The organism is Aeromicrobium sp. (genome assembly GCF_047607065.1).
Taxonomy (GTDB): Bacteria; Actinomycetota; Actinomycetes; order Propionibacteriales; family Nocardioidaceae; genus Aeromicrobium.
The window spans coordinates 1-21,430 of sequence record NZ_JASGDU010000063.1 but is presented as its reverse complement, the minus strand read 5'-3'; the positions used below and the strand labels follow the sequence as shown (position 1 = coordinate 21,430).

Sequence of the window (21,430 nt, the reverse complement as noted above, 5' to 3'; positions counted from 1 at the left end):
TGCGTCCGCTCAGGGTTGCTCGGGGCGGAAGGGGTGCAGCAGGGTGCGCAGGGTCGCCGAGAGGTGATCGGCTTCGGCTGCGGGCAGGTCCTCCAGCAGGGCCGCCTCGCTGCGCATCAGTTCGGCCAAGGCGGTGTCGACGTGGGTCAGGCCTTCGAGCGTGAGCCGTACGAGGACCCCTCGGCGGTCGGCGGGGTCGGGTCGGCGTTCGACCAGTCCGCGCGCGGCGAGCCGGTCGACGCGGTTGGTCATGGTGCCGCTGGTCACCAGCGTCTCGGCGACCAAGCGGCCGGGAGACAGTGCATAGGGCGCACCGGAGCGGCGCAGTGCGGCGAGCACGTCGAACTCCCACGGCTCCAGATCGTGTGCCGCGAAGGCCTCCTTGCGGACCCGGTCGACGTGGCGCGCCAGGCGGGTGACGCGGCTCAGCACGTGCATCGGCGCGACGTCGAGGTCGGGTCGTTCGCGCAGCCAGGCCGCGACGATGACGTCCACTTCGTCGGCCTCGGGCATGAGCACACCGTACTGGTCAAGATTCTTGATGTCGAGATACCGGCCGTGGGGCACGCCCGGTACGAGCGCGCGGCCCGGTAACCTGATCCTCACCGATCCCCGGTTGGTCTGCCGGCAGGGCCCGCCTGACTTTGAATCAGGACTAGCGACGTAGGTTCGACTCCTACCCGGGGAGCTACGTCGAGGGCGGTATGCGCCGAAGAAAGCGCTGAGGCCGGCTCCCGTCATGTGGCGGGGGGTCCGGCCTCCACTTCCTGGTCCCCCAACAGGGGCGGGCGATGGCTCCACCTTAGCGAAGTGCTGATTTATTCGGTTGTGGGTCGATGGCCGGTCCCTGAGGTGCGAGCTTGCGAGCCGCGAAGGGACCCCAACCGCAGCTCATTTCGAGGCTCCGCTCGTTCCTCGCTCCGCACCTCAATGAGCGGCATCGACCAGTGATCAGTACTTCCTGAGGGGATGCGCGCCAGCAGACCCCGCAGGCTGTCCCCGCGACCCGAATAGATCACACTTCCCTCATTCCTGCCCTTTGGCCCGGCGTCCCTAGACTGGCGAGCGTGCCCGATCACCACCTCACCGCCATCGTCCTCGCCGCCGGTGCCGGCACCCGCATGAAGTCGAGCAGGCCGAAGGTGCTGCACGAGATCGGCGGATGCCCGCTCGTCGGGCACGCCCTGGCCGCGGTCGCGGGACTCGGCGTGCAGCGCACGGTCGCGGTCATCGGCCACGGGCGCGAGCAGGTCTCACAGGTCATCTCCGAGATCGACCAGGCCGTCGTGCAGGTTGTGCAGGACGATCAGCGCGGCACCGGTCACGCGGTCAAGATCGCCCTGGAGGCCCTATCCGACGACCCGCCGGCCGGCACCGTCATCGTCACCTATGGCGACGTCCCCCTGCTGACCTCTGAGACGCTGGACGCCTTGCTGGCCGATCACGCCGACGCCTCCCGTGCCGTCACCATCTTGAGCGCCCGGTCGCCCGATCCCACCGGGTACGGGCGTATCGTCCGCGACGATGACGGCCGCGTCCTGGCGATCCGCGAACACCGTGACGCCAGCGACGCCGAACGCGGCATCGACGAGATCAACAGCGGCGTGCTGGCCGTCGACGCCGACTTCCTGGCCCGCGCGGTCGCCGCGCTACGCGACGACAACGACCAGGGCGAGTTGTACCTGACCGATATCGTCGCCCACGCCGTCGCCGACGGCCTGCCGGTCGGCGCTCACGTGCTGGAAGACGTCTGGCAGACCGAAGGTGTCAACGACCGCGTGCAACTCGCGCAACTCGGCCGCATCCTCAACGACCGCCTGGTCGACCACTGGATGCGCCAGGGCGTCACCGTCGTCGATCCCGCGACCACCTGGATCGACTCGGCGGTCACCCTGGCACCCGACGTCACGCTGCTGCCCGGCACGCAACTGCTCGGGGCCACCGTCGTCGGCGAGGGTGCCACCATCGGCCCGGACACCACGCTGCGCAACGTCGAAGTCGGTCCCGGCGCGACCATCGTGCGCACCCACGGTTCGGACGCGGTCGTCGGCGAGGGTGCCACGGTCGGTCCGTTCGCCTACCTGCGCCCCGGCACCGTGCTGGACGAAGGCAGCAAGATCGGCACCTTCGTCGAGACGAAGAACACCCACATCGGCCCCGGTGCCAAGGTGCCGCACCTGAGCTACCTCGGTGACGCCGAGGTCGGCGAGGGAGCCAACGTCGGCGCCGGCACGATCACCGCCAACTACGACGGCACCGCCAAGCACCGCACCACGGTCGGCAAGCACGCCCGCACCGGCTCGGGCAACGTCTTCGTCGCTCCCGTCCAGATCGGCGACGGTGCGTACACGGCCGCCGGTACCACGGTGCGCGAGGACGTCGCGCCGGGGGCGCTCGCGGTCGGAACGGGGCGGCAGAGGATGATCGAGGGGTGGGTCGAGGCGAAGCGACCCGGTACCGCATCCGCCGAGGCAGCACGCCGAGCACGGGAGAATCAGTGAGCACTCTGTCCTTCGACTCCGGGCCCGCATCCACGTCGTCCAGTCAGCGCACCCCGACCAAGAACCTCATGCTGTTCTCGGGGCGTGCCCACCCGGTCCTGGCTCAGCAGGTCGCCGCGCTGCTCGGTGTCGACCTAGTGCCGACGACGGCGTACGACTTCGCCAACGGCGAAATCTACGTGCGCTTCGACGAGTCGGTGCGCGGCTGTGACGCCTTCGTGATCCAGAGTCATGCCGCGCCGATCAACCAGGCGATCATGGAGCAGTTGATTATGATCGACGCGCTCAAGAGGGCCTCGGCCAAGCGGATCACCGTCGTCCTGCCGTTCTACGGCTATGCCCGTCAGGACAAGAAGCACCTCGGCCGCGAGCCGATCTCCGCGCGCCTGATGGCCGACCTGTTCCTGGCCGCCGGTGCCGACCGGCTGATGACCGTCGACCTGCATACCGCGCAGATCCAGGGCTTCTTCAACGGCCCGGTCGATCACCTGCTGGCGATGCCGATCCTCACCAAGTACGTCCGCGAGAACTACACCGACAAGCCGTTCGCGGTGGTCTCGCCGGACGCCGGGCGGATCAAGGTCGCCGAGTCCTGGGCCAACGCCCTCGGCGGCGCGCCGCTGGCCTTCATCCACAAGACCCGCGACATCACTCGGCCCAACGAGACCAAAGCCAACCGTGTGGTCGGTGACGTCAAGGGCCGTACCTGCATCCTCGTCGACGACCTGATCGACACCGGCGGCACCATCGTCCAGGCGGCCGAGGCGCTTCGGGCCGACGGTGCCGCAGAGGTCGTTATCGCCGCGACGCACGCGGTGTTCTCCGGGCCTGCGGTCGAGCGGCTGCGCGACTCGGTGGCCACCGAGGTCATCGTCACCAACACCCTGCCACTCGGCGACGAGCAGCGCTTCGACAAGCTCACCGAGTTGTCCATCGCCCCGCTGTTCGCCCAGGCCATCGCTGCGGTCTTCGAGGATGGCTCGGTCACCAGCCTTTTCAAGGAGTAAACGATGACTACTGCGGCGCGCCGGGGGCTGGCCGTGGCGGTGGCAGTGATGATCGCGGGGATGATTCTCCTCGTGGCTTTTTCGTGCGTGTCGCGTGACGACAACCCCTTTGCCGGGCGTCAGCCGTACGTCTGGCCTGGATCGGCTGCGGCGCAGGCGGCGTCGGAAGCGACCGGCTCCGAGGCGGAGGTGCTGAGTCACCTCGCATCAACCCCGACGGCGGTCTGGCTGACGCCGGAGGCGCATGGCACGGGGGGCGTCGCCGACTTCGTGAACGGCATTGCACGCGACGCCGACGGTCGCCTTGTGGTCTACGTGGTCTACGGGATCACGGATCGTGACTGCGCGGGCGGCGAGTCGACGGGCGGGCTGCCGCCGGAGGACTACCGTGCCTGGGTCGAGGAGATCGCCGGTGCCCTCGCCGGGGATCCCGTCGTGGTCCTGGAGCCCGATGCGCTGGCCACGCTGGACGAGTGCGGCAGCGCCGATGAACGCATCGACCTGCTGAGTTCGGCCGTGGATGAGCTGGGGGGAGCCGCCTCGGTCTACCTCGATGCCGGTCACTCCGATTGGATTGATGCGGGGGTGATGGCCGACCGGCTGCGTCGCGCGGGAGTCGAGCGCGCTCGAGGATTCAGCCTCAACGTGGCGAACTATGACAGCGATGCCGACGAGTTGGCCTACGCCGAGCAGATCCGTGAGCACCTGCCGGAGGCTCATTACATCGTCGACTCCGGGCGCAACGGACGCGGTGGGGTCGACGGACAGTGGTGCAACGTCGAGGGTCGCGCGTTGGGAGTCGCGTCGGCGGCGGTCGAGGATGGCTCGGCCCTGGACGCGCGGTGGTGGATCAAGCCGCCCGGAGAAAGCGACGGTCAGTGCCGCGGCGGACCCCCTGCCGGTCAGTTCTCTGTCTCGTTGGCGACCGAACTGGCCGAGAATGCTGGCCTGAGCCAGTGAGATTGGGTTGATCGTTTCCATGTTCGCTACCGTCGAGGCATGAACTCATCGATCCAGCGTCGTGTCGCCGTCGTGATCGAGGACGATGCGGACACCCGTGAACTCCTGCGGGCCATCTTGACGCAGAGCGGTTTCGATCCGGTGTTGACCGCCAACGGCGAGGAGGGCATCGCGGCGGTCCGTGCGCACGAACCGGTGCTTACCACCCTCGACGTGACCATGCCGGGCATGGACGGGTTCGCCGTCGCCAAGCGGCTGCGTGAGTTCAGCGACACCTACATCCTCATGCTCACCGGCCAAACCGACGAGATCGACGTGGTGCAGGGACTCGACTCCGGTGCCGACGATTATGTGATGAAGCCCTTCCGGCCTCGTGAGTTGCGGGCGCGGATCGAGTCGCTGCTACGTCGCCCGAAAACGTTTGCGTCGCATGAATCAGGGACACCCACGCCGACTCCGGTGATCGCCGAGCCGGTGGTCCGTCCCGGCGCAGCGCTCGCCTTTGAGCCTGTGGTGGAAACCGCCCCGGTGACGCCGCCCGCCGTTCCGGTGACTCCTGCGGTTCCCGTGACCGGGGCTGCTGCGACGACGTCCGGCGGAACGGGTCTCGAGGCCACGTCAGAAGTGCTGTCGTGGAAGGGACTCACCGTCGATGTGGCGACTCGCGTTGCCGCAGTGGAGGGCCGAGCCGTCGACCTCACGCGCAGCGAGTTCGACCTCCTGGCCGCGCTGTTGTCCTCGGGCCGCCGGGTCCGCTCCAAGGCCGACCTCGTGCTGACATTACGTGGCGAAGGCTATGTGACCACCTATTTCGTCAACGACGCCGACAAACGGGCCGTCGAAACCCACATGGCGAACCTTCGCCGTAAAATCGGCGACTCCAGCACCACTCCTCGGTGGATCGAGACCGTCCGCGGGGTGGGATACCGGCTCGCCGAGGACTGAGTCAGTCCTGTTCGTCGGGCGTGTCTTCTTGGACGTTGGTCGTCTCTTCGTCGGAGTCGAAGATCACCATGGGGATCTCGACGTCGATGGTGTGCCGGTTCATGTCCGACGAGCCGGCCGTGTTCTGCGCCCACACGTCGGCGCGGAACTGCAATGTCACCATGCGCACCGACGGGTCGAGGTCACCGATCACTTGGTCGCGCAACTCGAAGGCCCCCTTCGGCGAGGTGATGAGCAAGCCGTATTGGGGGTCGGCGAGCGGCTCGGGGTCGAAGGTGATCCGAGCAGGCTGCTCGTCAAGGCGATACGGTTCCAGGCCTACGGTGTCTCCGTCGGCGTCAACGGCAATCGAGGTGACGGTGAGCCGGTCGAAGTAGACCATGCGTTTGGTCGCGTAGGGGTCGCGTTCTCCACGCTCGGTGTCGTAGGCGGTCATCGACATGGTGAAGAACTTGTCGCCCTTCGGATACCACTCGTGGGTGTAGGGGGTGGCGTCGGTGGGGTACAACGTCAAGACGAAGTCGATCCCATCGATGGTGGTGCGCGACATGAAGGTGCCGTTGTCGGTGAACATCGAACCGGTGGCTTCCTCGGGTCCGACGGTCGGCGTCGTGGCTGAGGGGACAGGGGCGGGCGCGGTGTCCTTCGATTCGTTCAGATCGCACGCGGCAAGCGAGGCGAGCAGCGTGATCGCGATGATCGACGCGAGAGGGCGTTTCATGGGACTCCTTGGGGCGGGGATCAGGCGCGGAAGCCGCGATGACGGCGCAGGACACGTGTCAGCAGCCAGGCGGTCTGGGCGATGGTCGTGACGCCGAGGACGGTCCAGCCGATGAGCAGGGCATCGGACTTTGCTGCCTTGGGCAGTTGTGACCAGGCGGCGACGAGGGAGACCACCAGCAGTGTCACTGCGGCATACGGGGCCAGATAGGCGCGTCCGCCCCCGCCGCGTTCGGCCTTGGCCTGGAGTGCCCAGTTGTCGGTTTGCGAGCGACTGAGGAACTTTGTCCACGAGCGCGCGAAGTGGCCGAGCCGGATCCACATATAGACCTCGGCCGGAGCGAGCGTCATCGCGAAGATGTAGTCGCGCCGGTTCGCGCCGTGCATCGCCAGCGCGATGCGCGTGTTGAGCGCCGTGGCGATGACCGGTGGGATCAGCCACCACCACCGGAACTCGAAAGCGTGGAAGGCGAGTGAGCAGATGACGAGCACCAGGAAACCCAGACGGGTGAAGGCGTTGAGGATCATCGAGCCGTTCTCGAACCAGCGCAGCCGGAGGTTGGGGTGAAAAGGCTGCCCCTTGGTATCGCCACGTTGGCCGGGCCACATCAGGTCGATGGCACCGGTGTTCCACTTGACTTGCTGGGCGTCGAGGGAGCGTAGATCGGTCATGCCGCCGACGTTCGCGCGCGCATCGGCACTGATCTTGGTCAGGTAACCGGCGCTCTTGATCTGCAGCGACAGGAGAGAGTCTTCGATCTCGCTGTCGCGCACCCACGGCGAACGTTGGTGGGACTGCTGGACGACGGCGTGCAACGCTTCGATGGAGAACAGTGAGTATTGCCCGCCGAGCACCGCCATATTGCGCCCGCGCAGGAGGTTTTGCAGGTTGAAAGCCGCGAACTGGGCACGCTGCCCGGCGATGAGGAACTTTTCGAACCAGCCGGTCAGGCCAGTGTCGTCGATGCTGTAGATCGCCGAGATGCCGCCGATACGGTCGTCGCTCTGGATCTCATCGGCCAGGAACTCCAGCGCTCGCGGGTCGGCGGTGGTGTCGCCGTCGACTCCGAGAAGGTAGTCCATGTGTTCGACCAGAGCGAAGCCGTAATTGAGCGCCCCGACCTTCTTGTCGGGGTTCTCGCCGATGTCGTGCACGAAAATTTCGGTGGCCTGCATCGCGGGGCCGTCGCCGCGCACGTGCAGGCCCGCGTAGTGTCCTGCGATCTCAGCGGTCGCGTCGGTGGTGTTGTTGACGACGACGTGGATGACATTCGGGAGGCGCGTCTGGGCGAGGAGCGAGTCGAGGACGTCGGCGATGGTCCCCTCTTCGTTGTAGGCCGGTATGACGCAGCCGATCGTCGCGGCGAGGGGGGAGGTCGCGGCGAGGGTATCGGGGTGGTCAACGGCCCGCATGCGGTCGGCGGGGGTCGTGTTCATCGATGAGTCACCTCCTGGGTCGCGCAAGGGTGACTCCATTCGACCATCGCCGCCTCAGGATTCGCCCCGAGAAGACGTCAGGATTGCCGCAGGATCGGCTCAAGTACCTTCCCGCGAGGGGGTCGAAGCCGTCCGTGCTGCCTCGATCATCGCGTCGAGATCGGTGGTCGAGGCGACGCTGACACCGATGCGGTACGACAGCATCACCGGGAGGTGGGGGGATCGGAGGTTGAGGCCGTGGCCGATCGCGTTGGCGACTCGTTCGGCCGGTCGTGCTGTGCGGTCGGCGGTCACGACGGCGAAGCGTCCGGCACCGAGGTGGCCGAGCGTGGAGAACGGCGGGGTTTGTGCGCGCAGGACTCGGCCGACGTGGACGACGGCCTGGTCTTGCACGTCGGGGCCGAAGGCGATGCCGAGGTCGGAGAAATGGGTGATCTCGACCCACACGATGCTGACAGTGACACCGGCCGTCGAGGCCCGGTCGATCCGGTCGAGTGCCTCCCGGCGGAAGGACTTCGGGTCATTCAACTCGAAGTCCATCGGCGGCGCGTCGGTGTGAGCGGTCCACCAGGAGTGTCGAGCGGTCTCGGCGCGCAGGGAACTGAGACACAGGGCCGTCACCGAGAAGATGGCGAGCGTGCCGATGGCCACGACGACATCGATGGTCTCGGTCCAGGTCACGCGATGCAGCAGCGTGAGCACGGCCGTCGTGGTGATGGTGAGGGCCGTGGTTCCCATGACGGCTTGGAGGGCGCGGGAGGAAGGGGCGTTGGCGAAAGGTCCACGGGCCGCGTCGAAGAAAGCCGCAGCGGCGAATGCGGCCGAGAACGCCACAGCCAGGGCCAGCGGGAGGGGAAGTCCCTGGATGTGTGTGTTGAAGAGGCTTGCCGCCGCAGTCGCCAGCGCCGCAGCGAATGGCACGGCGAGGTGGGGTGTGCGGCCGATTTGCTGGAGTCGCAGGCCGGAGCGCAGCAGGCCGAAGCCGAGGACATAGCCCGCCGCCGCCGAGCTGTCGGCCAGTGATCGTGAGGTGCCATCGCCCGGTGAGGTGGCCGCGAGGACTGCGGTCGCCGAGAGCATGAGGAAGGCGACGGCTGTGATTCGTCCGGGCGGGTCGTCGTGCTGCACGGCCAGCAGGACGGTGAGATAGACGGCGGTCGCTCCGAGGACAACGGCGCTGGCGACTTGCGCGGTGGTGGCATCGAGGTTCACGGGGAGCCTTCTCCGTAGCGGGGCAGCTGCAGCACCGCCATCGTGCCGATCCCGTCCTCGCCCTCGTCGAGGCGGATGCTTCCGCCGTGGTGGGTGACGATTTCCCGGCAGATGGCCAGGCCGAGGCCCGTGCCTGGCGTGGAGGACGACCTCGCGCTCGAGGTGCGGTGGTACGGCTCGAACACCTCGGATCGTTCACGGTCGGTCATGCCCGGTCCCGTGTCGGCGACAGTCAGCGTGGCGGAGGTGTCGTTACAGGTGAGCGAGACGGCGATGGAGCCTCCGTCGACGTTGTATTTGATGGCGTTGCTGACGAGGTTGTCGATGACCTGCCGCAGGCGGAAGTCGTCGCCCAGGATGGGCATTGCTCCCTCGGAGTCGACGGTGACGGTGAGGAGCCGGTCGTTGGCCATCGTGCGTAGCGCAGTGACCGACTCATGGACCACCTCGTTGAGGTCGACACGGCGCAGCGAGAGCGGCACTGCGTGGTAGCTGGCGCGCTGCCGGGTGGCGAGTAGGTCGCTGACGAGGGTGAGGAGCCGCGTGGCGTTCCGCTCGGCGATAGCGAGGTGTTCGGCGGCCTCGTCGGGCAGTCCCGGCGTGTCCTGCGCGAGTTCGATGAAGCCCAGGATCGAACTGAGCGGGGTTCGGAACTCGTGCGACACCGAGGCGATGGCCTGGTCGCGGGCGGCTTCGGCCTCCACGCTCTCGCCGACATCGCGGAGCACGAGGACGAACTGGTCGGTGGAGCCGTCATCGTTCAGGGCGAGTCGCCCGCCGAACTCCACCGCCATGCGGGGGCGGTCCTGGTGGCCGACCCAGTAGACCTCCGCGTCGATCGGCTCCCCGAGAAGGCCGCGAATGTGCGGCTTGTCGGGGTCGGAGACCGGAGTCGTGCCGTCGAGGTGATAGAGCGGCAGTTGGCTGACGGGGGTTCCGGGTGGCAGTTCGAGATGGCGCAGCATGGCGCGGGCGGCCCGGTTGCTCCTCACGTAAGAGCCTTCGGCGTCGATGGAAACGACGCCGAAAGGTACCGCGTCCATGACGGCGGCGAGGACACGCTCGTCGCGCCGGGCCTGACGGTAGGCGGCCTCGGAGTGGCGGGCCTGCTGGTCGAGGAGCCGCCGCTGGGCGGACTCGCGGTTCGCCCCGGCCGAGAGCACTGCGGCCAGCACGACGATGACGATGCTGAGACTGGCGGTTGCGGAGACGCTGGCTAAGCCGACCGGTCCCGGGCTGATTCCCAGATGGAGAAGGGGCAGCGGCGCCCAGGCGACGATCAATCCCGCGATGGCCCCGAACGCTCCTCCGTGACGGCCGCCGTGGGCGGCGAGCCAGGCGACCGGCAGGATCAACACGAAGCCGAAACCGCTGGTCGGCGCGGCGACACGCAGGTGTCCGACGACCAGCAGGTCGGCGAGCGTCACGGCGAGCAGCGGCTCCAGCGGCCAGTCGTTGTTCTGCCGGACAACCCCCACGAGAGTGGTCAGGGCGACCAGGAGCATCAGTCCCGCAGTCAGCCGACCCGAGGCGGAGGGGATGTCGTACAGCACGGTTAGTGCGGCGATGGCGGCCGAGGTGAGAAGCAGCGTCACCTGGGTGAGAAAAAGCGAACCCAGGGGAGCTGGCGACGAGAGAACCGGGGCGCGTCGTGGCACAGGGCAATCATAAGGATGGCGCCGGGAGAACGGCCTTCTTCGAGGCCTGTGCGCGCGGGGCGTTCGGAGCGGTCCGGCGGATTGGCCTGTGGCTGTCCTTCTCGGGTAAACTTTTCGGGTTGCCTAGGCGAGGGCGCGGAACCGGTGAGGATCCGTCGCCGTGATCGACGGGGCGCTCCACGAGAGTGCCGTGTCGAGCGTCCGGGCGTCCGAATCCATCCGCATTTCGTACGCGATTTCTTTCAGGAGTATTCCCCGTGGCTGACATCACGATTGCCGCCGAAGCCCGCACTGAGTTCGGCAAGGGTGCGGCCCGCCGCATTCGCCGCGCCGACAAGGTTCCCGCCGTCTTGTACGGCCACGGCACGGACCCCGTCCACGTCACGCTGCCGGGCCACGCCCTCATGCTGGCGCTCAAGAACAGCAATGCGCTGCTCACCATCGACCTCGGCAGTGAGTCGCACCTGGTCATCCCCAAGCAGGTCCAGCGCGACCCGCTGAAGGGCTTCCTGGAGCACGTCGACCTGCTCATCGTCAAGCGCGGCGAGAAGGTCACCGTCGACGTCCCGATCATCGTCACGGGTGAGGCCGCCTCCGACGCGCTCGTCGTGACCGAGAACACCACCATCTCGCTGGAGGCCGAGGCCACTGCGATCCCGAACGAGATTGAGGTCAGCGTCGACGGCCTGGAGGCCGGTGCGCAGATCCTCGCGCAGGACCTCGCGCTGCCGTCGGGTTCGGCGCTCGCGGTCGAGGGCGACCTGCTCATCATCAACGTCACCGGCGCGCCGACGGCCGACGCCGAGGCTGCGGCCGACTCCGACGAAGCCGCTGCTGCGGGCGAGGCTGCGTCGGCCGACGCCGAGGCCGCCTCGGAGTGACCTGGCTGATCGCCGGACTCGGGAATCCGGGTCCGGCGTACGCCGCCACCCGGCATAACGTCGGGTATCTCGTCACGGACGTGCTCGCCGCGCGCATGGGCGGCTCCTGGTCGTCGCATCGCAAGAGCCGCACCGACATCGTGGAGGGCCGTCTCGACGGCGAGCGGGTCGTGCTGGGGCGCTCGCGCTCGTACATGAACGACAGCGGGGGGCCGCTCAAGGCGCTCGCCGGCTTCTTCGACATCGACGTCGAGCACGTCGTCGTGATCCACGACGAACTCGACATCGACTTCGGCCGCCTGCGAGTCAAGCGCGGCGGCGGCGACAACGGCCACAACGGCCTCAAGTCGCTGCGGGGTTCGCTCGGCACCGGTGACTTCTACCGGGTGCGTGTGGGTATCGGCCGTCCGCCGGGCCAGCAGACCGTCCACGACTTCGTGCTCAAGGCGTGGTCGTCGGTCGAGAAGAAGGAACTGCCGATCAACGTCGAGGAGGCCGCCGATGCGACCTGCTCGCTCATCACCCGCGGACTGGAGGCCACCCAGAGTGCCTTCAACCGATGAGTCTGCGCCCTTCGAGGCTCGGCCGCAGGCGGCCTCGCACCTCAGGACACCGGGTGAGTGATGGCTGAGCTGCCTCTGCGATCACTGGCCGATCGCGTCGCGGCCTTACCTGCTCTGGCCGCAGCGCTGGCCGAGGAGGCCCGCGAGACCTCGCTGCGCGGGCCGGCCGCCCTGCGCCCGTTCGTCGCGCACGCGCTGAGCCGGCGCGCCGGCCCGGTCGTCGTGGTCACGGCCACCGCGCGGGAGGCCGAGTCCGCCGCTGCCGTGCTGCGCGAGACGGTCGGCACCGACGCGGTTGCCGAGTTCCCGGCTTGGGAGACCCTGCCGCACGAACGCCTGTCGCCGCGCTCGGACACCGTGGGCCGCCGCCTGGCGACCCTGCGTCGCCTGGTCCATCCCGAAGACGGAGAGCAGCTGCGCGCCATCGTCGCGCCGATCCGTTCGATCCTGCAGCCGCAGGTCAGGGGCCTGGCCGACCTGCGCCCTGTCGCTCTCGCGCCCGGTGACGACTATGAGTTGGACGCCTTCGTGCGCGACCTGGCCGGTGCCGCCTACGCGCGCGTCGACCTCGTTGAACGGCGCGGCGAGTTCGCGGTGCGCGGCGGCATCGTCGATGTCTTCCCGCCGACCGCCGATCACCCCGTCCGCGTCGAGTTCTGGGGCGACACGGTGGAGGAGTTGCGCGAGTTCTCCGTCGCCGACCAGCGCTCGCTGGAGCCGGTCGAGCGGCTGTGGGCACCGCCGTGCCGCGAACTGCTGCTGACCGACGAGGTCCGTGCCCGCGCTCGCGCGCTGGCCGAATCCCATCCGCCCCTAGCCGAGATGCTGACCAAGATCGGGGAGGGTCATGCCGTCGAGGGCATGGAGTCCCTGGCACCCGTGCTTGCAGGCGAGATGGAGCTGCTGGTCGACCTGCTGCCCGGCGGTGCCTCGATCCTGCTGTGCGACCCCGAGCGGGTGCGCGCACGGGCACACGATCTCGTCGCCACGAGCGAGGAGTTCCTGCAGGCGTCCTGGGCGGCCGCCGCGACCGGCGCGCAGGCCCCCATCGACCTGCGTTCGGCCGCCTTCCGCAGCCTGGACGAAGTGCGCGAGCACGCGCTCGGTCTAGGCCACCTGTGGTGGGGGCTGACACCGTTCGGTCTCGATGAGGGACTGGGCCACGGATCGGGCGAACACGACCCCCCCTCCTATGAACTCAGCGTCGAGGAGGCACCCGAGCTGCGCGGCGATCTCGGCGGGGCGGCTGCGGCGATCCGCCGCTGGCACGCCGGCGGCCTGGAGGCCGTCATCATCGTACCGGGCCACGGCCAGGCGCAGCGCACGCTCGAATGGCTGGCCGAGGCCGACCTCGTGGGCAGCACCGATGCCGAGACGTCGGCCGGCGTCGTGCGGGTGCTGTGCGCCGAGCTGGAGCACGGTTTCGTCGCGCCGGAGTTGAACCTGGCCGTTCTCACCCACCACGACCTCGTCGGCCAGCGCGCCGCCGAGCGCGCTACGCGGTCGGCGATGCCCGCCCGCCGCCGCAAGCAGGTCGATCCGCTCGAACTCACGCCGGGCGATCCGGTGGTCCACGAGCAGCACGGTGTGGGCCGCTACGTCGAACTGGTCAACCGGGTCGTGCAGGGTGCGGCGCGCGAGTACCTCGTCATCGAGTACGCGCCGAGCAAGCGCGGCCAGCCCGGCGACCGGTTGTTCGTGCCGATGGACCAGCTCGACCAGGTCAGCCGGTACATCGGCGGCGAGAACCCGTCGCTGGACAAGATGGGCGGCGCGGACTGGACGCAGCGCAAGAACAAGGCGCGCAAGGCCGTCCGGCAGATCGCGGGAGAGCTCATCAAGCTCTACGCGGCTCGGCAGTCGACCAAGGGGCACGCCTTCGGCCCGGACACGCCGTGGCAGCGCGAGCTGGAGGACTCCTTCGCGCACGTCGAGACGCCCGACCAGCTCGTCACGATCATCGACGTCAAGCGCGACATGGAGCGCAGCGTGCCGATGGACCGGCTCGTGTGCGGCGACGTCGGCTACGGCAAGACCGAGATCGCGGTGCGTGCGGCGTTCAAGGCGATCCAAGATGGCAAGCAGGTCATCTTGCTCGTGCCGACCACCTTGCTCGTGCAGCAGCACCATGCGACGTTCGCCGAGCGGTTCGGGCAGTTCCCGGTGACGATCCGGCCGCTGTCGCGGTTCCAGTCCGATAAGGAGTCCAAAGAGACTCTCGACGGCCTGGCCGACGGCACTGTCGACATGGTTATCGGTACCCACCGCCTGTTGCAGCCGGGCGTACAGATCAAGGACCTGGGCCTGGTCATCGTCGACGAGGAGCAGCGTTTTGGCGTGGAGCACAAGGAGGCGCTCAAGCATCTGCGCGCCGCCGTCGACGTGCTGAGCATGTCCGCCACGCCGATCCCGCGCACGCTGGAGATGGCGATCACCGGTATCCGCGAGATGTCGACTATCGCCACCCCGCCGGAGGAGCGCCACCCGGTGCTGAGTTTCGTCGGCGCGTACGAGGATCAGCAGGTCGTCGCCGCGATCCGCCGCGAGCTGCTGCGCGAAGGTCAGGCGTTCTACATCCACAACCGGGTGCAGAGCATCGACAAGACCGTCGCCCGGCTGAACGAGCTGGTGCCGGAGGCCCGCATCGCCGGGGCACACGGGCAGATGAGCGAGTCCGAACTCGAGCGGGTCATGGTCGACTTCTGGGAGAAGCGCTACGACGTGCTCGTCTGCACGACGATCGTCGAGTCGGGCCTGGACGTGTCGAACGCGAACACGATGATTATCGAGCGCGCCGACGTGCTGGGCCTGTCGCAGCTGCACCAGCTGCGCGGTCGCGTGGGGCGCGGCAGCGAGAGGGCGTACGCCTACTTCCTGTATCCGCCGGAAAAGCCCTTGACGGAGACTGCGCACGACCGGCTCGCCACTATCGCGCAGCACTCCGAACTCGGCGGCGGCATGGCCGTGGCGATGAAGGACCTGGAGATCCGCGGCGCGGGCAATCTGCTCGGCGGCGAGCAGTCCGGGCACATCGCCGACGTCGGCTTCGACTTGTACGTGCGGCTCGTGGGGGAGGCGGTCGCGGAGTTCCGCGGCGAGGCCGAGCCGCAGCGGCGCGAGGTCAAGATCGAGCTGCCGATCGAGGCGCATCTGCCGACCGGCTACGTGCCCAGCGAGCGGCTGCGGCTGGAGGTCTACAAGCGGCTGTCGGCGGTGGTCTCGACCGAGGAGATCACCGAACTGCGCGCCGAACTGGTGGACCGGTACGGCGAGCCGCCGGAGGTCACCGAGACGCTGTTGGAGGTGGCGCGGCTGCGGGTCGCGGTGGCCGGCAGCGGCATCGAGGAGATCACCAGCGCGGGCGCAAATGTCCGGTTCGGCGGCGTGACGCTGCCCGATTCGGCCCAGATGAGGCTGCGGCGGATCTACCCCAAGAGCCTGTACAAGCCGGTGACGAACACCGTGCTCGTGCCGCGCCCGCGGACCTCGGGCATCGGCGGCAAGCCGCTGGCCGGCCGGGAACTGTTGGAGTGGACCCGCCTCGTCGTCGACACCCTCGCCGGTTGACGACCGCAATCAGGTCCCGCGAGGAACGAGTGAGCCGGGTCCTGAGGTGCCCCGACGAAGGAGGGGCCTCGAAGGGCGAAGCCTGCGGTGGTGGGGTCCCTTCGGATATGCCGCGCTCGCACCTCAGGGACCAGCCGTCGGCACGCAACCCGAATTGATCAGTACTTCCCTCGGCGTAGTGCCGGCTCGCGGTCATCGGGCACCCGGCCCGGTGAGGTCGCCCTGCGCGAGCGTGGGGCTGGCCCTCGGGTGGACAATGGGTGCATGCCTGACCTGCGCTCCCGGACGTCCACCCACGGACGCATGATGGCCGGTGCCCGCGCCCTGTGGCGGGCCACCGGCATGACCGACGACGATTTCGGCAAGCCCATCGTCGCCATCGCGAACAGCTTCACCCAGTTCGTCCCCGGTCACGTCCACCTCAAGGACATGGGCGCGCTCGTCGCCGAATCGGTCGCCGAGGCCGGTGGCGTGGGCCGCGAGTTCAACACCATCGCGGTCGACGACGGCATCGCCATGGGCCACGCCGGCATGCTCTACTCGCTGCCCAGCCGTGAGCTGATCGCCGACGCGGTGGAGTACATGGTCAACGCGCACTGTGCCGACGTGCTCGTGTGCATTTCCAACTGCGACAAGATCACCCCCGGCATGCTGCTGGCGGCGCTGCGGCTCAACATCCCCACGGTGTTCGTCTCCGGCGGCCCCATGGAGGCCGGCAAGACCGTCGCCGTCGAGGGCGTCGTGCGCGACAAGCTCGACCTCGTCGACGCTATGGTCGCGGCCTCCAACGACAACATCACCGACGCTCAGCTTGACACCATCGAGCGGTCCGCCTGCCCCACCTGCGGCTCCTGCTCGGGCATGTTCACCGCGAACTCGATGAACTGCCTGACCGAGGCCATCGGCCTGGCGCTGCCCGGAAACGGCTCCACCCTGGCCACCCACGCGGCGCGCAAGGCGCTGTTCCAAGAGGCCGGGCGCCTCGCGGTCGACCTGGCCGGCCGCTACTACGGCAAGGACGACGACTCGGTCCTGCCGCGCAATATCGCGACGAAGTCCGCCTTCGAGAACGCCGTCGCGCTCGATGTCGCGATGGGCGGCTCGACCAACACCGTCCTGCACCTGCTGGCGGCGGCCCGCGAGGCCGAACTCGACTTCCACGTCGACGACATCGACGCGATCAGCCGCCGGGTGCCGTGCGTGTCGAAGGTCGCGCCGAACAGCCCCAAGTACTACATGGAGGACGTCCACCGCGCCGGCGGCATCCCCGCGATCATGGGCGAGCTGGACCGGGCGGGCATCCTCAACCGAGACGTTCACGCGGTTCATGCCGAGAACCTCGACGTCTGGCTCGGGGCATGGGACGTCCGCGGCGGCAGCCCGACGCAGCAGGCGCTGGAGCTGTTCCACGCCGCGCCGGGCGGGGTGCGCACGACCGAGCCGTTCTCGACCGAGAACCGCTGGGTGAGCCTGGACACCGATCCGATGGAGGGCTGCATCCGCGATGTCGAGCACGCCTACACCGCCGACGGCGGCCTCGCGATCTTGTCGGGCAACATCGCCCCGGCCGGCTGCGTGGTCAAGACCGCAGGCGTGCCGGAGGCGATCTGGACGTTCACCGGTACCGCGAAGGTCTACGAGTCCCAGGACGATGCCGTGTCGGCCATCTTGGGCAAGAAGGTCGAGGCCGGTGATGTGGTGGTGATCCGCTACGAGGGTCCCAAGGGCGGTCCGGGCATGCAGGAGATGCTGTATCCGACGTCGTTCCTCAAGGGTCGCGGGCTGGGCCAGGCGTGCGCGCTCATCACCGACGGCCGGTTCTCCGGCGGCACCTCGGGCCTGTCTATCGGCCACGTCTCCCCGGAGGCGGCCTCGGGCGGCCTGATCGCACTGGTCGAGGACGGCGACGAGATCGCCATCGATATCCCGAACCGGTCCATCGAGCTGGTGGTGGACGACGCGGAACTGGCGCGTCGTCGTCAGGCGCAGGAGGCCCGCGAGAAGCCGTACACGCCGCTCGACCGTGACCGTCCGGTCTCGGCGGCGCTGCGTGCCTACGCCTCGATGGCGACCTCGGCCTCCGACGGTGCCTACCGCCTGGTGCCGTGAGTTCAGCGCCGGACGGTGTGGCCGACCTCGCGGAGGTCATGGCGCGGCTGCGGCGCGAGTGCGCGTGGACGGCCGCGCAGACGCACGAGTCGTTGACGCGCTACCTCTTGGAGGAGGCGCACGAGGTGCTGGCGGCGCTGGACTCCGGCGACCTCGCGCATTTCCAGGACGAACTGGGCGACCTGCTGTTCCAGGTGGTCTTCCATGCGCGTATCGCCGAGGAGGGCAGTGAGGGAGCCTTCGATCTCGGTGACGTCGCGCAGGGCATCGCCGACAAACTGCGCCGCCGTAACCCGCACGTGTTCGGCGACGGCAAGGCCCGCACGTCGGAGGAGATCGACGCGGCATGGCAGGCGGTCAAGGCCCAGGAGGCGACCCGCGCGTCGGTCCATGACGGCATCCCGCCGACCCTCCCTGCGCTGATGTACGCCGACAAGGTGCTCAAGCGCCTTGGCGACCCGGAGGTGACCGGCGACGACCTCGGCTCCCGCCTCCTGGCCCTCGTCGCCGAAGCCCGCGCCGCCGGTCTCGACCCCGAGACCGAACTCCGCCGCACCGTCCGAGCACTCCCGGAGGGTTGACCAGATCGGCCTGGTCAACCTGGCTGGATCGATCTACTCTGGAGGCATGAGCCTCACCGTCAATGTTCAGGACGCCAAGACCCGGCTGTCGGAGCTGCTTAAGCGTGTTGAGGCGGGTGAGGGCGTCGTGATTGCCCGTGCGGGGCATCCGATCGCCGAACTGCGGCCGGTGCGGCCGACGCGCCCCGTGTTCGGGATGTTCGCCGACCTCGGCCCGGTGCCCGACGACGCCTTCGATCCGCTGTCCGATGATGAACTCGCAGATTGGGAGTCCGTGGGGGATGCCGATCCATTGACGAGCGGTTCGTCGGCCCGATGAGACTTCTGCTCGACACCCACGTCCTGGTCTGGCTCGCCCAGGAGCCTGGTCGTGTGCCCGCTGCGGTCGTGGAGGCGGTCGAGAGTGCCGATGAGCGCTGGGTGGGTGCTGCGACCGCCTACGAGATCACCTACAAAGCGCGGTTGGGCAAACTGCCGCGTGGGCGGGTCATCATGGACGGTTGGGAGCCTCTTATCGCTGCCATGATGGTGCGGGAGTTGCCGCTCGAAGCCGCCGACATGGCCCGCGCCGGTGGGCTGGAGTGGGATCACCGCGACCCCTTCGATCGCATGTTGGTCGCGCAGGCCCAGCGTGGCGGGTTGGTCCTGGTGACTGCTGACGAACGGATCCGAGAGTTCGAGAATGTGAGGACGCTCTGGGCCTGACGCGGCCTGAGCAGGCCCGCACTAGGCTGGACCCCGCACGTCCCCTTATTTTCTGCGCTAGGAGAATCATGGCCAGCATCGAAGCCGTCGGAGCGCGCGAGATCCTCGACTCGCGCGGCAACCCCACCGTCGAGGTCGAGGTGGCCCTCGATGACGGCAGCATCGGCCGCGCCGCAGTCCCGTCGGGCGCGTCGACCGGCCAGTTCGAGGCCGTCGAGTTGCGCGACGGCGACGAGCGCTACCTGGGCAAGGGCGTCCTGAAGGCCGTCGCGGGCGTCAACGGCGACCTCGGTCAGTCCATCGTCGGCTTCGACGCCGACGACCAGCGCGCCGTCGACAACGCCCTGCGCGACGCCGACGGCACCCCCAACAAGGCCACCTTCGGTGCCAACGCCATCCTCGGCATCTCGCTGGCCACCGCGCATGCGGCCGCCGAGTCGGCCAACCTGCCGCTGTTCCGCTACGTCGGCGGCCCCAACGCGCACGTTCTGCCGGTGCCGATGATGAACATCCTCAACGGCGGCGCGCACGCCGACTCCAACGTCGACATCCAGGAGTTCATGATCGCGCCCATCGGCGCGCCGACCTTCGCCGACGCCCTCCGCCAGGGTGCCGAGGTCTACCACGCGCTCAAGAGCGTGCTCAAGGCCGACGGCCTGTCCACCGGCCTCGGCGACGAGGGCGGCTTCGCCCCGAACCTGCCGTCCAACCGCGCCGCCCTCGACCTCATCGCGAAGGCCGTCGAGAAGGCGGGCCTCGCCCTCGGCTCCGACATCGCGCTCGCGCTCGACGTCGCCGCCACCGAGTTCTGCGCCGACGGCACGTACACCTTCGAGGGTGCAGGCAAGAGTGCCGAGGAGATGACCGCCTACTACGCCGAACTGGTCGACGCCTACCCGATCGTGTCCATCGAGGACCCGCTCGACGAGGAAGACTGGGACGGCTGGAAGACCATCACTGCCGAACTCGGATCGAAGACCCAGCTCGTCGGCGACGACCTGTTCGTCACCAACGTCGAGCGTCTGTCGCGCGGCATCGCCGAGGGCGCGGGCAACGCCATGCTTGTCAAGGTCAACCAGATCGGCTCGCTCAGCGAGACTCTGGACGCCGTCGAGCTGGCCCACCGCGCGGGCTTCGCCAACATGATGAGCCACCGTTCGGGCGAGACGGAGGACGTCACCATCGCCGACCTCGCCGTCGCCACCAACTGCGGGCAGATCAAAACCGGGGCGCCGGCCCGCTCGGACCGCGTCGCCAAGTACAACCAGCTGCTGCGCATCGAGGAGCTGCTCGGCTCGGCCGCGAGCTACGCGGGCGCTGCGGCGTTCCCGCGCCTGTCGCTCTGAGTCCGATGGCGACGAGGCAGCGCGGTTCGACCGGTCCGGGGCGGGGCACCTCGTCGTCGGCCCGGCCCGCGCGGTCCTCGCGCCCCGGCCGCAAAGAGGCGGCGCGCCCGGACGGCTCGGGTGGGTCACGTTTTACCGCGCGGGCTTTCGTCATGCTCATCGTCATGGTGCTGCTGATCGCCTCGTACACGGCGTCTTTTCGCACCTGGTGGCAGCAGCGCCAAGAGATGCACGCGACGCAGTTGCAGATCGAGGCGAGCAAGGACGCTATCGACGAACTCAAGGACGACGCCCGGCGCTGGGACGATCCCGCCTACGTCGAGCAGCAGGCCCGCGACCGCTTCGGCTGGGTCATGCCCGGTGAGGTCGGCTATCGGGTGATCGACGCCGACGGTGAGGTCGAAGGCGACGTACCGCAGCTGTCCGAGCCGCCGAGCGACGATTCCCCGCAGTGGTACGACCAGCTGTGGCGCAGCGTCGAGGTGGCCGGGCAGGAGCCGGTCGAGCCGACGAAGCCGGCCGAGACGCCCGACGCGCCGCTGCAGGATGCGGGGTAACGCGATGGATGTCGTGCCGCCGAGCGCAGAAGACCTGGCCGCGATCCGCGAACAACTGGGCCGGCCTCCGCGCGGGGTCGTGACCGTGGCCGCGCGCTGCCCGTCGGGTCACCCCGCAGTCGTGATGACCGAACCGCGCCTGCCCGACGGCACGCCGTTCCCGACGTTGTACTACCTGACCTGCCCACGCCTGGCGGGGGCCATCGGCACGTTGGAGGCGTCCGGGGTCATGGCCGACATGACCCAGCGGCTCGCCGAGGACGCCGATCTGGCGGCGGCATACCGCGCGGCGCACGAGTCGTACCTGGCCGAGCGTGAGGCCATCGGTCATGTGCCGGAGATCGACGGCATCAGCGCCGGCGGGATGCCGACCCGCGTCAAGTGCCTGCATGTTCTCGTGGGCCATGCCCTCGCCAAGGGTCCGGGCGTGAATCCGCTCGGCGACGAGGCCGTGGCCATGCTGGGCGACTACTGGGGCCACTCCGCCTGCGCCCGTTCGTAGGGATAAGCCGACCCCGGTAGCCGCGGCGGTTGGGTCATTTCGTCCTTAGTGGGTGAGGGTGGGGGTGGCTTGGGTGGTGGTGAGGGTGGTGGGTGGTCCGGGTGCGGTGATGGGGGTGGTGAGGTGTTGGGTTGGTCCGTCGTCGGTGGTGTAGGTGATGTGGTAGGTGGTGTCGACGC

19 protein-coding genes and 1 tRNA gene are annotated in these 21,430 nt (G+C 68.6%); 15 read left to right on the top strand and 5 right to left on the bottom strand.

What is annotated here, in order from left to right; translation table 11 throughout:
• Window positions 1–9 precede the first annotated feature (9 nt).
• Window positions 10–513, bottom strand: a complete 504-nt coding sequence (locus QM597_RS10815; RefSeq protein ID WP_415004909.1) for a MarR family winged helix-turn-helix transcriptional regulator — start codon at window positions 511–513, stop codon at window positions 10–12.
• Between the two features lie 96 nt (window positions 514–609).
• Here QM597_RS10815 and QM597_RS10810 point away from each other — a divergent pair.
• The 5 genes from QM597_RS10810 to QM597_RS10790 all read left to right on the top strand — a co-directional run bounded on the left by QM597_RS10810 (window position 610) and on the right by QM597_RS10790 (window position 5,413).
• Window positions 610–688 (top strand) — tRNA-Gln (locus QM597_RS10810).
• A gap of 379 nt (window positions 689–1,067) precedes the next feature.
• Window positions 1,068–2,501, top strand: coding sequence for a bifunctional UDP-N-acetylglucosamine diphosphorylase/glucosamine-1-phosphate N-acetyltransferase GlmU (gene glmU, locus QM597_RS10805; protein ID WP_415004897.1), 1,434 nt, complete (start codon window positions 1,068–1,070; stop codon window positions 2,499–2,501).
• A 5-nt stretch (window positions 2,502–2,506) separates the two neighbouring features.
• Window positions 2,507–3,508, top strand: coding sequence for a ribose-phosphate diphosphokinase (locus tag QM597_RS10800; RefSeq protein WP_415004908.1), 1,002 nt, complete (start codon window positions 2,507–2,509; stop codon window positions 3,506–3,508).
• Window positions 3,509–3,511: 3 nt separating this feature from the next.
• Window positions 3,512–4,468 carry a glycoside hydrolase family 6 protein gene (locus QM597_RS10795; protein ID WP_415004896.1) on the top strand — a complete coding sequence of 319 codons (957 nt, stop codon included), beginning with the start codon at window positions 3,512–3,514 and terminating at the stop codon, window positions 4,466–4,468.
• Window positions 4,469–4,507: 39 nt separating this feature from the next.
• Window positions 4,508–5,413, top strand: a complete 906-nt coding sequence (locus QM597_RS10790; RefSeq protein WP_415004895.1) for a response regulator — start codon at window positions 4,508–4,510, stop codon at window positions 5,411–5,413.
• A gap of 1 nt (window position 5,414) precedes the next feature.
• On the opposite strand, the gene QM597_RS10785 is transcribed toward QM597_RS10790, so the two are convergent.
• The 4 genes from QM597_RS10785 to QM597_RS10770 form a co-directional block, all read right to left on the bottom strand.
• On the bottom strand, window positions 5,415–6,134 hold the full coding sequence (locus QM597_RS10785; protein ID WP_415004894.1) for a hypothetical protein: 720 nt from the start codon (window positions 6,132–6,134) through the stop codon (window positions 5,415–5,417).
• A gap of 20 nt (window positions 6,135–6,154) precedes the next feature.
• Window positions 6,155–7,570 carry a glycosyltransferase family 2 protein gene (locus QM597_RS10780; protein WP_415004893.1) on the bottom strand — a complete coding sequence of 472 codons (1,416 nt, stop codon included), beginning with the start codon at window positions 7,568–7,570 and terminating at the stop codon, window positions 6,155–6,157.
• A 99-nt stretch (window positions 7,571–7,669) separates the two neighbouring features.
• The gene (locus QM597_RS10775; RefSeq protein ID WP_415004892.1) at window positions 7,670–8,782 is read right to left on the bottom strand and encodes a GGDEF domain-containing protein; all 1,113 of its coding nucleotides are present in this window, start codon (window positions 8,780–8,782) and stop codon (window positions 7,670–7,672) included.
• Window positions 8,779–10,377, bottom strand: a complete 1,599-nt coding sequence (locus tag QM597_RS10770) for an ATP-binding protein (protein WP_415004891.1) — start codon at window positions 10,375–10,377, stop codon at window positions 8,779–8,781. The genes QM597_RS10775 and QM597_RS10770 overlap by 4 nt, the downstream gene beginning before the upstream one ends.
• A 320-nt stretch (window positions 10,378–10,697) precedes the next feature.
• Here QM597_RS10770 and QM597_RS10765 point away from each other — a divergent pair, with 320 nt between their 5' ends.
• The 10 genes from QM597_RS10765 (at window position 10,698) to QM597_RS10720 (ending at window position 21,251) form a co-directional block, all read left to right on the top strand.
• Window positions 10,698–11,321, top strand: coding sequence for a 50S ribosomal protein L25/general stress protein Ctc (locus QM597_RS10765; protein ID WP_415004890.1), 624 nt, complete (start codon window positions 10,698–10,700; stop codon window positions 11,319–11,321).
• Window positions 11,318–11,884: an aminoacyl-tRNA hydrolase gene (pth, locus tag QM597_RS10760; protein WP_415004889.1), complete on the top strand. Its 567-nt coding sequence runs from the start codon at window positions 11,318–11,320 to the stop codon at window positions 11,882–11,884. The genes QM597_RS10765 and pth overlap by 4 nt, the downstream gene beginning before the upstream one ends.
• Window positions 11,885–11,944: 60 nt before the next feature.
• Window positions 11,945–15,451, top strand: coding sequence for a transcription-repair coupling factor (gene mfd, locus QM597_RS10755; protein WP_415004888.1), 3,507 nt, complete (start codon window positions 11,945–11,947; stop codon window positions 15,449–15,451).
• 264 nt (window positions 15,452–15,715) lie between these two features.
• Window positions 15,716–17,560: a dihydroxy-acid dehydratase gene (gene ilvD, locus QM597_RS10750; protein ID WP_415004887.1), complete on the top strand. Its 1,845-nt coding sequence runs from the start codon at window positions 15,716–15,718 to the stop codon at window positions 17,558–17,560.
• Window positions 17,557–18,141, top strand: a complete 585-nt coding sequence (locus QM597_RS10745) for a MazG nucleotide pyrophosphohydrolase domain-containing protein (protein ID WP_415004886.1) — start codon at window positions 17,557–17,559, stop codon at window positions 18,139–18,141. Before ilvD ends, QM597_RS10745 begins: the two co-directional genes overlap by 4 nt.
• 46 nt (window positions 18,142–18,187) lie before the next feature.
• Entirely contained in the window at window positions 18,188–18,460 is a 273-nt protein-coding gene (locus tag QM597_RS10740) for a type II toxin-antitoxin system Phd/YefM family antitoxin (RefSeq protein ID WP_415004885.1), read from the top strand.
• On the top strand, window positions 18,457–18,846 hold the full coding sequence (locus QM597_RS10735) for a type II toxin-antitoxin system VapC family toxin (RefSeq protein WP_415004884.1): 390 nt from the start codon (window positions 18,457–18,459) through the stop codon (window positions 18,844–18,846). Before QM597_RS10740 ends, QM597_RS10735 begins: the two co-directional genes overlap by 4 nt.
• A gap of 68 nt (window positions 18,847–18,914) precedes the next feature.
• Window positions 18,915–20,192 carry a phosphopyruvate hydratase gene (gene eno, locus QM597_RS10730; RefSeq protein ID WP_415004883.1) on the top strand — a complete coding sequence of 426 codons (1,278 nt, stop codon included), beginning with the start codon at window positions 18,915–18,917 and terminating at the stop codon, window positions 20,190–20,192.
• Between the two features lie 5 nt (window positions 20,193–20,197).
• Window positions 20,198–20,749, top strand: a complete 552-nt coding sequence (locus QM597_RS10725) for an FtsB family cell division protein (RefSeq protein ID WP_415004882.1) — start codon at window positions 20,198–20,200, stop codon at window positions 20,747–20,749.
• A gap of 4 nt (window positions 20,750–20,753) precedes the next feature.
• Window positions 20,754–21,251: a DUF501 domain-containing protein gene (locus tag QM597_RS10720; protein WP_415004881.1), complete on the top strand. Its 498-nt coding sequence runs from the start codon at window positions 20,754–20,756 to the stop codon at window positions 21,249–21,251.
• Window positions 21,252–21,430: the final 179 nt, after the last annotated feature.